This window comes from Alcanivorax xiamenensis (genome assembly GCF_009846745.1).
GTDB lineage: Bacteria > Pseudomonadota > Gammaproteobacteria > Pseudomonadales > Alcanivoracaceae > Alloalcanivorax > Alloalcanivorax xiamenensis.
On sequence record NZ_AQPF01000003.1, the window covers coordinates 1 to 13669 of the forward strand.

Sequence of the window (13669 nt, forward strand, 5' to 3'; positions counted from 1 at the left end):
CGACACTTTCTACCAGGTGAACAGGGAACTCCGGCGCGGCGGCGTAAAGTGCCCAAACAGGCTCTGCTACCGCCCTTCGTGAAGACACCCATGGTGGAGGATGCCGACTATCAGGCGCCGGTGGTGAACCGTCTGGGCGTGAAACTGAAAGCGGAGGACATCGCCGCCAAGGTCTGGGAAGCGGCGGCGCGGGAGGTGCCGGTGCACAACCCGGTGGGAGGTGTGTTCAAGATGATCAAGCTGTTCGACAAGCTGCTGCCCAGCGCTTCGACCCGTCTGACCATGACCTTTCTGAGTCGCGAGTAGAAGGACAGCAAGAAGGGCGCGGAACTAGCGGTTCGCCGTTCGCAGCTCCTGGGAAAGGGGTTCGAAACGGATCCTGACCTTGCGTTTCCCCCAGCGCAGCGCCGCCCTGCGATCCTCGCCCATATAGATATCGATCTTGTTGCGCCAGCGGGAATGCATCTTGTCGCGCACGTACCAAATGCCGTCCAGCCCTTCGATGGTAACCGCCGTGCCATAGTCCAGCCCGGCATCCAGCAGATCCCGGGAAACGGCGATGACCTTCATGCCGGGCTCCAGTTGATCGCCCCAGGCGGCCAGGCTGTGATCTTCTCCCGCGCCCTGCCCCTGCAACGAATTGTAGGCTGTGGCGGTAACGGTGCGGCGCTCGGAGAAAGTGGTCTCGCCGTGTACCGGTATGCTCGCGGCGGCCAGCAACAACGCCAGCGCCTTTATGGCGTCTCTCATCGGCGCCCTCGGACTCAAGTCGGATGATTTGGCGGCCGATTATACCCCAACACAGAGGGAAATCGGGTAATGCAACGAACTGCGCTCTATCCGCAACGCCCTGGCCAGCGGCGCGGCAGCCATAATCCGGCCGTGGCGCGATCCTTATCATGGAGACGGTTACCAAACTCCAACGAACCGCGAATGTCGCCGGCGGTCCCAATTTGTAAGTCTCGAAACCGGCCCGCAATCACCAGACTCGGCGTTCTCGGGATGAGTACTTCCGGGAAGAGCATTTTCGGGCAGGGAGTTTTCGGGCACAGGGAGGAGCAATGAAGAAAACCGTATTGATCACCGGGGGTAATTCCGGGCTGGGATTGCACAGCGCCGAACAGATGGCCGCCCGGGGCGCCGAGGTGCTGATCGGTTGTCGGGACAGGACCCGCGGTCAGGCCGCCGTGGCGCACATCAAGAACCTTCACCCACAGGCACGGGTGCGCCTGTTCGCCCTGGATCTGAGTGATCTCGCGCAAGTGCGCAGCGCCGCCCGCCGGCTACGGGATGACATCGGCGAACTGGACGTACTGATCAACAACGCCGGGACAGTCCCTACCCGGCAGCAATTCACCGCCGACGGCTACGAAATGCAATTCGGCGTCAATTACCTCGCCCCCGTGCTGTTCACCCACCTGCTGCTACCGTTGCTACGGCAAGCCCCGTCCGCCCGCATCCTGCATGTGGCCTCCGTGGCGCACTGGCTCGGGCGCATCAATTCCCGTACCTGGCGGGGCCGCTTTCCCTATCTGGTCATGGACGCTTACGGCCAATCGAAGCTCGGCAATATCCTGTTCAGCAATGTGCTGGCCCAACGGCTGGCCCGGGAGGGCATCACCAGCAATGCCCTGCATCCCGGCGGCGTCGATACCGGCATCTTCCGCCATGTTCCCGATCCTTTACGGAGATTGATCCGGCCCACTCTGACCACGCCGGAAAAGGCCGCCCTGCTGCCGGTGTCCATGGCGCTGGACGAGGATTTCATCGGCGTTACCGGCGGCTACTTCGATGCCCGGGGCCGCGCCCGCCGTTCCCCCGGCGCCCGCGACACTGAATTGGCGGCACGGCTCTATGACGAGACCATGGCGCTCTTGGAACTGACACCGCTGGCCGCGCCTCAGCCCACCCGGGTGCCCGGCTGAACCGGGCGTTCCAGGGCGGCGTCCATCACATGGGCACGCAGTTCGGGGTAGAAGCTCAGGAAAGTGGCTTCCAGCGCCTCATAGTGGGCACGGATATCCTCGATGCTGCCGGCGAACGTATTGGCGAAGCGTAGCCGCCCGGCGATACGGTCCAACGCCACGCCCACCGTCTCCAGATCGGCGTAATGCCCGAACCAGTCGTTACTCACCAGGCGCCGGGTGGTTTCGCGCATGTGTCCGGGCATCAACGGTTGACCGTATTGCAGATGACGATAATCGGCGCGGATCACTTGCCCCAGGTCTTCATCATGGAAACGGGACCAGTGGCGAATCAGGAAATGGTCGAACAGCACATCCAGCGCCACACCCGCAAAGCGCCGCCGCTGAGGCGAGAAAAGGCGGCGCGAAGCGCGCACTCTCGGATGATGGTCGGTAAAGCGGTCCACCAGACGGTGATTACGCAAGCCCGCCCGAACCGGATCCGGCAGCGCCTCCTCACGCGTACCCCGCATAAAATCCCCCAGCAGATTGCCGACCTTGGAGGTCACCGTGGGCTGTGCCAGTACCAAATGAGCAAAATAATTCATTGTTTTATCGCGGCGCCGAAACGCCATCCACTTTTGGCTTATTGTAAAAACCGTTGATTAATACAATAAGATGAGCAATATATAACCATAAAAGATTAGAACGCGAACCCGCGCGAACCGTAAAAACCGTCGCTTTTGCGACTTCATGCCCGCCTGACGCCGGATTCGGCGCCGCTTGGGCATTATTGGTGAGGATACCCATGAAAACTGGCCTGGTGGTGGATTCCGGTTGCGACTTGCCCTCTGACTTTATCAAAGAAAACGGCATCCTGGTGCTGCCGGCGTCGATTCGCATCGGCGACGAGGTCATCGCCGATGACCGTTCTCCCCAACGTACCCGCTCCTTTTACGACCGCCAGTTACTGGACAAAGTCCATGACGCGCAGTCCCTGCCCGCCACCGTGGCGCAAATCAAACAGCTTTTTCTCGAACAGGTCGTGACCCACTGCGACTACGCGCTGGTGGAAACCGTACTGCAAAGCCGCAGCCCGATCTTCCACAACGCCACGGAAGCAGCCCACGGCATCCTGTCCGAGTACCGGGCGGTGCGTGACCGGGCCGGCCTGCAGGGACCGTTCGCGGTGCGGGTGATCGACAGTCAGACCCTGTTCGCCGGTCAGGGCGCGCTGGCGGCGGAAACCGTTCGGCTGATGGCCACCGGCATGCGCGGTGCCGAGTTACGCGCCCGGGTCAGCGCGCTCGCCGCGAAGGCCACCGGCTACGCGGTGGTGCCTGATCTCTACTACCTGCGGCAGAGAGCTCGCAAGAAAGGTGACAACAGCGTGGGACTGGTGGGCGCGTTGCTGGGCTCGGCCCTGGATATCAAACCGATTCTTTGCGCGCGCGGTGGCGAAACTTTCCCGGTGGCCAAGATTCGCGGTTTCAGCCAGGGCGTGGCGCGACTGTTCGAACATGGCACGCGCTGTATCGAAAGAGGTCTGTTGTCGCCGGTACTGTGCGTGAGCTACGCCGGGGATCCCCAGGCGGTGTATCAGATGCCAGGCTTCGAGGCGTTGAAAAGTTGCGCCGACCGCCATCAGGTCAGGGTGCTGGTAAGCAGTATGGGGCTCACCGGCAGCGTCAATATCGGCCCCGGCGCACTCAGTATCGGACTGCTGGCCGAGCAGCAGGATTTCGCTTAGCCCCGATTCATGGGCCAGTACGCTTACATGCCGATTCGCTGCCAAGGCAGCTTCCCACAGAGAGGATTACGAAGCAGCCGTGGGAAGCTGCCTTGGCAGCGAATTCCGTGTCAGCGCGCCCAGCACAACCGTGGGCCAGCCATGGTCCGCGAACCGCGATCGACCACTAGGCACCCCGATTGGATACATCCAGCAGAAAATCCAGATTCCGCCGCACCGCCGGCCACTCCAGATTGATGATGGAGAACACCACGGTATCGCGGTACAAGCCATCCGCACCCACCTGATGATTGCGCAGCACGCCATCCTGCTTGGCACCGAGCCGGGCAATGGCGGTCCGGGAGGCGCGGTTGTGCCAATGGGTGCGGAATTCCACCGCGATAGCGTCCAGTGCTTCGAAAGCATGGCCCAGCAGCAGCCGCTTGCATTCGGTGTTCAAGCCACTGCGCTGGAAGCGGCGGGCATACCAGGTATAGCCCACCTCCAGACGATGGTTGCCCTCGTCCACATGGCAAAAACGGGTGGAGCCGATCACCTTGCCGCTATCACGATGGCGCACCGCGAACGGCATCTCGCCATGCTGATCCCGGCGCGCCAGCGCGGCGTTGACATACTCCGCCACCGCGTCCGGCGCCGGCACGAAGGTATACCAGAGCCGCCATAACTCACCGTCCCGGGTCGCCTCGGTCAGATCGTCCACGTGTTCGGCCCGCAACGGCTCCAGTACCACCTGCCGGCCTTCCAGGATGACCGGCTCTATCCATCGGCTCATGTCCGTTCCCTCTGCTTCCGGCCTCAGGATGGGTCGTCCTGCCCGGCCTGAAGCTTCTTGGCGTAGTCCTGCATGCGTTTCATCTGATCCCTGGCGCGTTCCAGGGAAGCCGCGGCGCCATCACAGGCGGTGACCGAGCCCAGACAGTCCACGCATTGCACCAGATCGTTGGCGGCCATGCTCAGATGCACTTTGAAAGCCAGTGTCTGCAACGCGGCGGCCTCGCCGCGCAGGTTGCGGGCCTGTTCCGGCAGGTCCGGATAGCCCGCTTTGCAGGCTTTCTGGATTTCGGCGGTTTTGCCGTCGGTGTATTTCCCGTGCAGCTCACGACCGGTCTGTTCCATCTTGGCGATGCGTATCATCAGACTGTCGATGACTTTCTGCTCGGCGTCGTCGGGCAATTGCGCAAAGGACGGCACACTGACGACCACGGCCAGCAGGCCGATGATCCAGGCTTTACTCTTCATCTTATTATCTCCTTTTGTTTTTAGGTGACGTTCGGGACCGTCACCTTTTATTAAGGTCCGGCGAGGCCGGTACCAGGGCTGCCCCTGGAATTACGGGCTCAGCCCGGTGGCCAGCTGAACGGACGTCCCCCCATCACATGGACGTGCAGATGGAACACCGCCTGACTGGCGCTGGCGCCATTATTCACGTTGACGCGGAAGTCCTCCAGCCCCTCCCGGGCGGCGACCTGGTTGCCGACCAGCAAAAGGTGCCCGAGCAACGCCTGATCTTCCTCGGTGGCGTCGGAGAGTTTGGGGATAGGTTTCTTCGGAATCACCAGGAAATGCACCGGTGCCTGGGGATTGATATCCCGAAACGCCAGGCATTGCTCATCCTCATGGATGATGTCCGCCGGGATCTCCCGGTCGATGATCTTGGAAAACAGGGTCTCGCTCATCTGTCAAAGGTATCCAATGGCTTTACTGGGTTTGCTACCAGGTGGTTCGACTCGCGGACGCGGGTGGCTCATGGAGCCGTTGATACCGCCGGCGGCAGGCATCCGCGCACGGGTATTTTACCGTCGGGCAGAACCAACCATAGAACAACGGAGCGGCCCATGCCAGACAGCGGGTCGCCGCTTGCGTTTACTCGCACCACCGGGCAGGATGCGCGCCACACAGCCGGGACGTGGTGCCGTTCACATCCCGCCCAATTCATCGCCGCCGATCCCCCTTGGTGGGGTGAGCCAGGCCGCCCCGGCCGCGTATACTATCGCCCTGGCATCGCCGTCGGCGATGATGTCCGTGGATTCTTGTTTTTGCTGATCGGAACGATATGGCCACTCTGTTCGTAGACAACCTGACCGTACTGGACTTCTCCTACCTGCACCCCAAGCGGGGCATGGTCGGCGAATCCTGGATCGTGGACCTGGAGCTGTCCGGTGATCTGGACGGCCAGGGCATGGTGTTTGATTTCGGCCAGATCAAACGGCGGCTCAAGCACCTGATCGACGCCCAGGTGGACCATCGCCTGCTCTTCCCCGGCGCCCATGAGGCGCTGACTCTGAATCAGCGCGAAGATCAGCAACTGAGCCTCACCTGGCGGTATGGTGCCGGAGAAATACGGCTGCTGGCGCCCGCCGAGAGCCTTCTGGAAATACCCGGCACCAGTGTGTCCAAGGCCTCCGTCACCCTGTTTCTGATGGAATTGCTGGAGCCGTCCCTGCCGGACAACGTCACCGAAGCGCGCATCTTGCTTCGCGAGGAGGATGTCGGTACCGCGCCGTTTTACCATTATTCCCACGGGCTGAAGAAACACGACGGCAACTGCCAGCGCATCGCCCACGGCCACCGTTCCACCATTCAGATCTTCGAGAACGGCCGGCGCAGCCGGTACTGGGAGAAACTGTGGGCGGACCGTTGGGAAGACATTTACATTGGTACCCGGGAGGACCTGGAAGGCACCTACTTCGTCGAGGACGTCCCCCACCACCGGTTCCGCTACGACGCTCCCCAGGGCCACTTTGAGCTGGTGATCCCGGAAGATCACTGTTACCTGATCGATACCGACACCACGGTGGAATATCTGGCCGACCACATCGCCCGACAACTGGCCGAGGAAGCCCCCGGCAAACACTTCCGCGTCCGCGCCTTCGAGGGCGTCGGCAAGGGCGCCATCGCCGAAGCCGGGGAGAACAACCTGAAAAGCAGTTGACAGTTGATAGTGAATAGTTAACAGCGAAAGACAAAAACAGGTGATCTTTAGCCTCTGTGGGAAGCTTGCTTGCAAGCGAATATCGTTAAACGCCTGAAGGATCCCCATTCGCTTGCAAGCAAGCTTCCCACAGCGATTCCGGGTCGCCTGTCTTTCACTGTTAACTATTCACTATTAACTGTTAACTGCCCTTTTCACGGGTCCTCCGCCAGTATCCGCTCCGCCTCCTCCTGGATCAGTTTGCGCAGCCAGCGGTGGGCGGCGTTGTGGTGCAGCAGAGGGGACCAGGCCATTTTCAGCTCGAATTCCGGAATGTCGAACGGCGGGGATTTGATCACCAGGCGGGGATTTTGCGCCTGCATGCGCGCCACCCGGGAGGGCAACGTGGCCACCAGATCGTTGTTCATGGCCAGCAGCGCGGGCATCTGATAATGGCGGGTGAAGATGCTGATCTTGCGAGTCCGCCCCATTTGCTGCAACGCATGGTCGATCCAGCCCAGTCCACCCAGTTTTTCCGGGTTCATGCCGAAACCCACGCCAAAACCGGTCTTGGACACCCAGATATGCTGGGCGGACAGGTAGCTGTCCAGATCGAAATGTTTGGCGATCGGGTTATCCCGGTTGAGCAAACAGGAGAAAGCGTCCTTCCACAAAGTGACCTGGTAGAAAGAGCCGGGAATTTCATTGAATCGGTTTACCGCCATATCCACCCGGCCCTGTTCCATATCGGGGTAGCTGACATCCGACGGCGTGAGAAAGTCCAGAACCACATGGGGCGCCTCTTCACGCAGACGTCGCACGATGTGCGGCACCAGAGTGCCCTCGGCGTAATCGCTGGTCATGATACGAAAAACCCGGCGGCTTTCCTCGGGACGGAACACTTCTTCCGGATTGAACAGGGATTCCGCCTGAGCCATCAACTGGCGCACCAGCGGCTGCAGTTCCAGGGCCCGGTCGGTGGCGGTCATGCCCTCGCTGGTGCGGATCAGCAGCGGATCATTGAACATCTGCCGCAGCCGTTTGAGACTGTTGCTCATGGCCGGCTGGGTAATGCCCAGTTGTTCCGCGGCCCGGGTCACGTTTTTTTCCCGCAGCAGCACATCCAGGTACTTCAATAAATTAAGATCGGCGCCGGCGACATTCATGGCAGTGTGCTCTCTCTCCTGACAAAGCGATCATAACAGACGCCGCGACGCCACCCCGCATGCTCTTTCGCACTCGGCCTTGACCCGGGTCAAGGCCGATTAATAGCACCGTGCCATCATCGCGTGAAGTTGAAAAAGTGCGTAAGGTAACCGTTTTCTCGGGGCATATGACAGACACTATGAAGCAGGACGAGACCACGCGGGCCGAGAAGTTCGTGGTTCGTTTCCCTCCCGGCATGCGTGATCGCATCGCCCAGGCCGCCACTCACAGTCACCGAAGCATGAACGCGGAGATCGTGGCGCGGCTGCAACGCAGCATGGTTGAATGGCCCGGGGACCTGCCACGAGCTGAAGGCTGTGTTCCCCAGGGGCTGGAGGAAGGGCTGTTGCTGGACTGCTTTCGCCGCCTGCCCGCTGAAAAACGCCAGGCCCTGTTGGCTTTGCTGGTGTAGCGAGCCTTGCTGGTAAAACGGGCTCTGTTGATATTGATATAGTTGCGGGATATCTGGTGCGTCAGGCGCTATGCTGGGAACCTGAATGAATCTTTGGGGACGCTCTTCTCCCCGAACAGACTCTAAGGATCCAAGGTGACCCAAGACCCGCAACGGACGAGTACGCTTCCGTCCGGCAGCGATATACGGCTGCCCTGGCATTTGCGTCTTCCGGCGCCGCTGGAACGCGAATTCGTTGATTATTTCCGCGGCAACGTGGCCCGCATCACGCCCTGGGCCACCATTACCCTGGTCTCCATTCTGGCTCTGGCGGTGATTCTGGAGCTGAGCGTGGAACCGGATCTGGTCGCCCTTACCTGGCGCCCGCGCTTGTTCTGTATCATGCTGGCCGGCGCCACCGCGGTGGTCGCCCATCGCCCCGATTTGCGCCGCTGGCTGCATCCAATGATCATCCTGCTGGCGTTCGCGGTGGCCATCACCGGGATGTGGATGGGCCTGTCCATCGATCACCCGCAAGCCTTCTTGCTGTTCCTGCAAACCCCTCTGGCAATCCTGGTACTCGGCGTGCTGCTGCGCGTGCCGTTCCTGGCTTCCGCCCTGAGCACTTCGCTGATACTGGCCCTCCAGGCCTTGTGCACACTGGCCCCCAATACCCTGCCGCTGTCCCAGGCGTTGACCTTGCTGCTGTTTTCGCTGGCCACCGGCACCATGAGTCTGTTCGGCCAGTATATTTACGAACGCCTGCTGCGCAGCCACTTTCTCTCCGAGCACGTGCTGTATCAACACCGGGCAGAGCTGCATTCAGCCAACCGGGTATTGGAAAGCCAGGCCACCGGGGACGGTCTCACCGGCTGCCTGAACCGGCGCGGCATGGAGTCCCGCCTCAATGATGCTCTGCACGGCCGCAGCCGGCACACCATCGACAATGTCACCGTGCTGCTGTTCGACATCGACTTCTTCAAACAATACAACGACACCTACGGCCACCTGGCCGGCGACGAGTGTCTCAAGTCCGTGGCCGGCATCCCCCGGGGCATGGCCCAGGGCGAAGCCGATTTCGTCGCCCGTTACGGCGGCGAGGAATTCCTGGTGGCGCTGGCCAACACCAGCCTCAAGGATGCCCTGGTGTTCGCCGAACGGATGCGCACCCGGATCGAGCAACTGGGCTTGCCCCACGCCGGCTCCAGGGTCAGCCAGGTGGTCACCATCAGCGTCGGCGTGGCCAGCTCCTTACCCGGAGAAAAGGACGTTCTCGCCCTGATCAAACGGGCCGACGAGGCGCTCTACCAGGCCAAGGGCGCGGGCCGCAATTGCGTGGCGTTCATGGATGAGCTGCAGCGGGTGCAGGCACTGTGAGGGGCAGGGAAATAGTTAATAGTGAATAGTTAACAGCGAAAAAAAGCACATTGCAGTACTGCAAAGGCTGTTTGCGTACCCGCAACTTCGGTTTATGTTAAAGGACAATCAGGCCCTGCCCAAGCGATGGCGCGGCCTCCTCGTTTCCCGATTCCCCGGCCTATTTCGCGCAACTGTTAACTATTCACTATTAACTATTCCCTGCTTTTCAGCGGTATTTGCTCACTTCCTCCACATCCCGCTGTTCCGGGTCGAGGGCCTCCAGGGCGTATTGGCGCCAGACGCCGGCGTCGAGGAACAGGCGGTAGAGATCCGGGTCCAGGTGGTGGTCGTCGCGCATCTGGCGCATGATCGCCAGTGCTTCCGACAACTTCAGCGGCGGTTTGTAGGGCCGCTCCCGGGAGGTCAGCGCCTCGAAGATGTCGGCGATGGCCATGATCCGCGCCGGGATCGACATTTGTTCGCGGGTCAGGCCACGGGGGAACCCGGTGCCGTCCATGCGTTCGTGGTGACCGCCGGCGTATTCCGGCACCCGCCGCAGCTTGCGCGGAAACGGCAGCGACTCCAGCATCGCCAGGGTCACGTCCATATGCCCGTTAATGACCGCCCGCTCGTCCTCGGTCAGCGTGCCTTTGGGGATACACAGATTGCTTACCTCGTCTTCACTCAACAGCGGCTGTAACCGCCCCTGCGCATCGGTCCAGGTGCGCCCGGCCATCCCCCGGACCCGTTCCTGATCCTCCCGAGCCATGGTTTCACCGCCCAGGTTGACTCGCTGCAACAGCGCCAGATCCGCTTCCAGCTCCGCCAGCGCCCGCTCTCTTTCCACCGCCAGCACCGTGGCCCGTTCCGGCTCCGCCCGTTCGCGCTCGACGAAGTCCGCCACCAATTCCGCCCGCAGCACCGCGAAACGGGCGGCGATCATGTCGATGCGGTCGTGCAGGGCATGCAGCTTGGTGGATTTCTCCAGCACCGAGTCCGGTGTCGCCAGCTTGCCGCAGTCGTGCAGCCAGGCCGCTACTCTCAGCTCGTACCAGCCGTCCTCGTCCAGATCGAAGTCGGCGAAGGTGTCGTGATCCCGGCAGGCGGCCCGGGCCAACAATTCGGTCAGCAACGGGACCCGCTGGCAATGAGCGCTGGTGTGCGGGCTCTTGGCGTCAATGGCCTGGGCGATGACCTTGACGAAGGCGTCCAGCAGCTCCTTCATCTCCGCCACCACCAGCAGATTATTCAAGGCGATGCCGGCGTAGCCGGCCAAGGCCTCCGCCACCACGCGCTGGCGCCGGGAGAACGCCAGCCGGTGCCCCTGGTCGTCACGGGCATTGATCAGCTGCACCACGCCGACCACCTCACCATCATGGTTCGGCAGCGGTACCAGCAGCTGTCCAGACACCGCCGTCACCAGGCCCGGCACCCACAACGTCCGGTCCTGTTCCGACATTCCCTGCTCCCACTCCAACAGCAGGGTTGCGCCTGTTTTCGCGACCTCCACCACCGGGCGTTCGGACCGTGCCAGGGCCACTTCGACCGGGTCCGCCACCTCGATCCCACCTTCGCCTTGACGGATCATGCAGACCAGGCGCTCATCACCATCGTTGCCCCGGTACAGCCAGAGGGCACCGGCTTCCGCGCGGCACAAGGCGCGCGCCTCGGCGACAATGGTTTGCACCAGTGTGGCCAGGTCACTTTGCTCGTTGATGCGCCGCGCCACCCGCAGCAGCGGCATCAACTGATCTCCGATCCTGTGCAGTTGGGGCATGCCGTTTCCTCGTCGTCATGGGTCAAGAGCCTGTTCTTGCTCTTTACGCCGCCGCGCCGGAGTTCATTTTGTCGTCAGGGCGTGATTTCGATTGTGCGGTGTAGTCATTCTACATAAACAAGCGTAATCGCGGTCTGGCGGCAAAAGGGACCCGGCCCTTCGGGTTGCGCTGGAAAAGCCGCCAGAGGACGCTGTGGCCTTTGACTTTGGCCCACCAAAGCCTTCAGTCCCCAACGCCCTCTGGCGGCTTTTCCAGCAGCAACGCGGTGGCGTAAAGAGCAAGAACAGGCTCTCAAACCACGTCATAAGGCCGCTGTCATGGCTTGACGCTTGAAGCCATCGCGGCGATTGCCTACCATCCGTCGGTTCCGGGACGCAAACCGGTGCCCCCGCACCGGGCCTGCCTTCCACATCTGCCTGCTTCATTTGCTTTGGATTCCGTGTCACCCATGAGTGTGAGCTATCGACTGCCCGACGGGGCAACCCTGGAGTTTGATCAACCGGCCTCCGCCCTGGAGATCGCCGGGCGGATCAGCAAGAAACTCGCCAAACAGGCGCTGGCGGTGAAGGCCAACGGCCATCTCACCGACGTCTACCTGCCCCTCACCGACGGCACGGAAGTGGAAATCATCACCCGCGACCACGAGGACGCTCTGGAGCTGATCCGTCACGATGCCGCCCACGTCATGGCCGAAGCCGTGCAGGAGCTGTTTCCGGAAACCCAGGTCACCATCGGGCCGACCATCGAGAACGGCTTTTACTACGACTTCCACCGGGAGACTGCCTTCACCCCGGAGGATCTGGCCGCCATCGAAAAGCGCATGCAGGAGATCGTGCGACGCAATGAAGACATTCGCCGCGAGGTCTGGGACCGGGACGAGGCGATCCGTTTCTTCCTGGATCAGGGCGAGGAATTCAAAGCGGAAATCATCCGCGACCTGCCCGAGGGCGAGGAGGTCTCTCTGTATCGCCAGGGCAAGTTCATCGACCTGTGCCGGGGGCCGCACCTGCCTTCCACCAGCAAGCTCGGCGACGGCTTCAAGCTGATGAAAGTCGCCGGCGCCTACTGGCGCGGCAACGCCGACAACGCCCAGTTGCAGCGGATTTACGGCACCGCCTGGCGTGACAAGAAGGAGCTCAACGTCTACCTCAAGCAGTTGGAGGAGGCGGAAAAGCGCGACCACCGCAAACTGGCCCGGGAAATGGACCTGTTCCATATCCAGCAGGAAGCCGTGGGCAGCATGTTCTGGCACCCGCGCGGCTGGCGCTTGCGCAAGAACCTGGAAAACTACATCCGCGCCAAGATGGAGAAGTACGACTACTCCGAGGTGTCCACTCCACAGATGATGGACCGCGTGCTCTGGGAACAGTCCGGCCACTGGGATAAATACAGCGACGACATGTTCACCGTCTGCACCCATGACCACCGGGAAATGGCGATCAAGCCGATGAACTGCCCCGGCCACGTGCAGATTTTCAATCAGGGCATCAAGAGCTACCGCGACCTGCCGATCCGCATGGGCGAGTTCACCGCGCTGTTCCGTAACGAGGCCCACGGCGCCTTGCACGGTCTGATGCGGGCGCGCTCCTTCAGCCAGGACGACGCCCACATCTTCTGTACCGAGGGCCAGATCAACCAGGAAACCGCCGCCTTCATCACCATGTTGCGCGAGGTTTACCAGGATTTCGGTTTCGACAGCTTCCGTATCAAGTTCTCCGACCGGCCGGACAACCGCGCCGGCTCCGATGAAACCTGGGACCGCGCCGAGGGCGCCCTGCGCGAGGCGGTGGAGTCCCTCGGCCTGGAGTGCGAACTGAACCCTGGCGAAGGCGCTTTCTACGGCCCGAAATTGGAGTTCGTGCTGCGCGATGCCATTGGCCGTGACTGGCAATGCGGCACCCTGCAGGTGGATTTCGTGCTGCCCGAGCGTCTGGATGCCGAATATGTGGCCGAGGACGGCAGCCGCCAGCGTCCGGTGATGTTGCACCGGGCCGTGCTGGGATCGCTGGAGCGCTTCCTGGGCATTCTGATCGAGTCCACCGCCGGCCATCTGCCCTTATGGATGGCGCCGGTACCGGTGGTGGTGGCCACCATCACCAACGCGGTGGATGACTACGCCGCCGGGGTGGTCGAGCAACTCAAGGCGCGCGGCATTCCCGCGGAGCTGGATACCCGCAACGAGAAGATCGGCTTCAAGGTGCGCGAGCATTCCCGTGCCAAGGTGCCGGTGATCTGGGTAGTCGGCGAGAAGGAAGCGGAGCAGAATCAGGTGGCGGTGCGGCGCCTGGGCTCCCAGGCCACGGATACCCTGGCCCTGGACGAAGCACTGGCGGCGCTGGCCGAGGCGACACGTCAGCCTATTTAAGTAAG

14 protein-coding genes and 1 pseudogene are annotated in these 13669 nt (G+C 61.8%); 7 read left to right on the forward strand and 8 right to left on the reverse strand.

Annotation, left to right across the window (positions count from 1 at the left end):
* A pseudogene (locus tag A6D6_RS02830) lies at positions 1-306 on the forward strand (hypothetical protein); the annotation flags it as partial.
* 24 nt (positions 307-330) lie between these two features.
* Here A6D6_RS02830 and A6D6_RS02835 read toward each other — a convergent pair.
* Positions 331-750, reverse strand: coding sequence for a 3D domain-containing protein (locus tag A6D6_RS02835; protein ID WP_133491889.1), 420 nt, complete (start codon positions 748-750; stop codon positions 331-333).
* A gap of 311 nt (positions 751-1061) precedes the next feature.
* On the opposite strand from A6D6_RS02835, the gene A6D6_RS02840 reads away from it, so the two are divergent.
* Positions 1062-1925, forward strand: a complete 864-nt coding sequence (locus A6D6_RS02840; protein WP_159659867.1) for an SDR family NAD(P)-dependent oxidoreductase — start codon at positions 1062-1064, stop codon at positions 1923-1925.
* On the opposite strand, the gene A6D6_RS02845 is transcribed toward A6D6_RS02840, so the two are convergent.
* Both A6D6_RS02845 and A6D6_RS02850 read right to left on the reverse strand, forming a co-directional pair.
* Positions 1901-2512 carry an acyl carrier protein phosphodiesterase gene (locus A6D6_RS02845; protein WP_133491887.1) on the reverse strand — a complete coding sequence of 204 codons (612 nt, stop codon included), beginning with the start codon at positions 2510-2512 and terminating at the stop codon, positions 1901-1903. The genes A6D6_RS02840 and A6D6_RS02845 overlap by 25 nt on opposite strands.
* 4 nt (positions 2513-2516) lie before the next feature.
* Complete coding sequence (locus A6D6_RS02850; protein WP_159659868.1) at positions 2517-2714, reverse strand: hypothetical protein; 198 nt, start codon at positions 2712-2714, stop codon at positions 2517-2519.
* Here A6D6_RS02850 and A6D6_RS02855 point away from each other — a divergent pair.
* A complete protein-coding gene (locus A6D6_RS02855; RefSeq protein WP_159659869.1) occupies positions 2713-3654 on the forward strand; it encodes a DegV family protein in 942 nt (313 codons plus the stop codon). The genes A6D6_RS02850 and A6D6_RS02855 overlap by 2 nt on opposite strands.
* 166 nt (positions 3655-3820) lie before the next feature.
* Here the strand turns inward: A6D6_RS02855 and A6D6_RS02860 are convergent, their stop codons facing one another.
* The 3 genes from A6D6_RS02860 to A6D6_RS02870 form a co-directional block, all read right to left on the reverse strand.
* Entirely contained in the window at positions 3821-4426 is a 606-nt protein-coding gene (locus A6D6_RS02860; protein WP_133491885.1) for a GNAT family N-acetyltransferase, read from the reverse strand.
* Between the two features lie 23 nt (positions 4427-4449).
* Positions 4450-4893, reverse strand: coding sequence for a hypothetical protein (locus A6D6_RS02865; protein ID WP_159659870.1), 444 nt, complete (start codon positions 4891-4893; stop codon positions 4450-4452).
* 98 nt (positions 4894-4991) lie between these two features.
* Complete coding sequence (locus A6D6_RS02870) at positions 4992-5330, reverse strand: histidine triad nucleotide-binding protein (RefSeq protein ID WP_159659871.1); 339 nt, start codon at positions 5328-5330, stop codon at positions 4992-4994.
* Positions 5331-5707: 377 nt separating this feature from the next.
* On the opposite strand from A6D6_RS02870, the gene A6D6_RS02875 reads away from it, so the two are divergent.
* A complete protein-coding gene (locus tag A6D6_RS02875; RefSeq protein WP_133491882.1) occupies positions 5708-6586 on the forward strand; it encodes a 6-pyruvoyl trahydropterin synthase family protein in 879 nt (292 codons plus the stop codon).
* Positions 6587-6780: 194 nt separating this feature from the next.
* On the opposite strand, the gene A6D6_RS02880 is transcribed toward A6D6_RS02875, so the two are convergent.
* Positions 6781-7731 carry a LysR family transcriptional regulator gene (locus A6D6_RS02880; protein ID WP_022993737.1) on the reverse strand — a complete coding sequence of 317 codons (951 nt, stop codon included), beginning with the start codon at positions 7729-7731 and terminating at the stop codon, positions 6781-6783.
* Between the two features lie 179 nt (positions 7732-7910).
* On the opposite strand from A6D6_RS02880, the gene A6D6_RS02885 reads away from it, so the two are divergent.
* Positions 7911-8183, forward strand: coding sequence for an Arc family DNA-binding protein (locus A6D6_RS02885; protein ID WP_080530504.1), 273 nt, complete (start codon positions 7911-7913; stop codon positions 8181-8183).
* A gap of 135 nt (positions 8184-8318) precedes the next feature.
* On the forward strand, positions 8319-9539 hold the full coding sequence (locus A6D6_RS02890; protein ID WP_159659872.1) for a GGDEF domain-containing protein: 1221 nt from the start codon (positions 8319-8321) through the stop codon (positions 9537-9539).
* 208 nt (positions 9540-9747) lie between these two features.
* On the opposite strand, the gene A6D6_RS02895 is transcribed toward A6D6_RS02890, so the two are convergent.
* Entirely contained in the window at positions 9748-11298 is a 1551-nt protein-coding gene (locus tag A6D6_RS02895; RefSeq protein WP_159659873.1) for an HD domain-containing phosphohydrolase, read from the reverse strand.
* Between the two features lie 449 nt (positions 11299-11747).
* Between A6D6_RS02895 and thrS the strand changes: the two genes are divergently transcribed.
* A complete protein-coding gene (gene thrS / locus A6D6_RS02900) occupies positions 11748-13664 on the forward strand; it encodes a threonine--tRNA ligase (RefSeq protein WP_159659874.1) in 1917 nt (638 codons plus the stop codon).
* The last annotated feature ends 5 nt before the right edge of the window (positions 13665-13669 follow it).

Coding starts and splice junctions, on each gene's coding strand:
- A6D6_RS02835 (WP_133491889.1), bottom strand. CDS start 750: ATGAGAGACGCCATAAAGGCGCTGGCGTTGTTGCTGGCCGCCGCGAGC.
- A6D6_RS02840 (WP_159659867.1), top strand. CDS start 1,062: ATGAAGAAAACCGTATTGATCACCGGGGGTAATTCCGGGCTGGGATTG.
- A6D6_RS02845 (WP_133491887.1), bottom strand. CDS start 2,512: ATGAATTATTTTGCTCATTTGGTACTGGCACAGCCCACGGTGACCTCC.
- A6D6_RS02855 (WP_159659869.1), top strand. CDS start 2,713: ATGAAAACTGGCCTGGTGGTGGATTCCGGTTGCGACTTGCCCTCTGAC.
- A6D6_RS02850 (WP_159659868.1), bottom strand. CDS start 2,714: ATGGGTATCCTCACCAATAATGCCCAAGCGGCGCCGAATCCGGCGTCA.
- A6D6_RS02860 (WP_133491885.1), bottom strand. CDS start 4,426: ATGAGCCGATGGATAGAGCCGGTCATCCTGGAAGGCCGGCAGGTGGTA.
- A6D6_RS02865 (WP_159659870.1), bottom strand. CDS start 4,893: ATGAAGAGTAAAGCCTGGATCATCGGCCTGCTGGCCGTGGTCGTCAGT.
- A6D6_RS02870 (WP_159659871.1), bottom strand. CDS start 5,330: ATGAGCGAGACCCTGTTTTCCAAGATCATCGACCGGGAGATCCCGGCG.
- A6D6_RS02875 (WP_133491882.1), top strand. CDS start 5,708: ATGGCCACTCTGTTCGTAGACAACCTGACCGTACTGGACTTCTCCTAC.
- A6D6_RS02880 (WP_022993737.1), bottom strand. CDS start 7,731: ATGAATGTCGCCGGCGCCGATCTTAATTTATTGAAGTACCTGGATGTG.
- A6D6_RS02885 (WP_080530504.1), top strand. CDS start 7,911: ATGAAGCAGGACGAGACCACGCGGGCCGAGAAGTTCGTGGTTCGTTTC.
- A6D6_RS02895 (WP_159659873.1), bottom strand. CDS start 11,298: ATGCCCCAACTGCACAGGATCGGAGATCAGTTGATGCCGCTGCTGCGG.
- thrS (WP_159659874.1), top strand. CDS start 11,748: ATGAGTGTGAGCTATCGACTGCCCGACGGGGCAACCCTGGAGTTTGAT.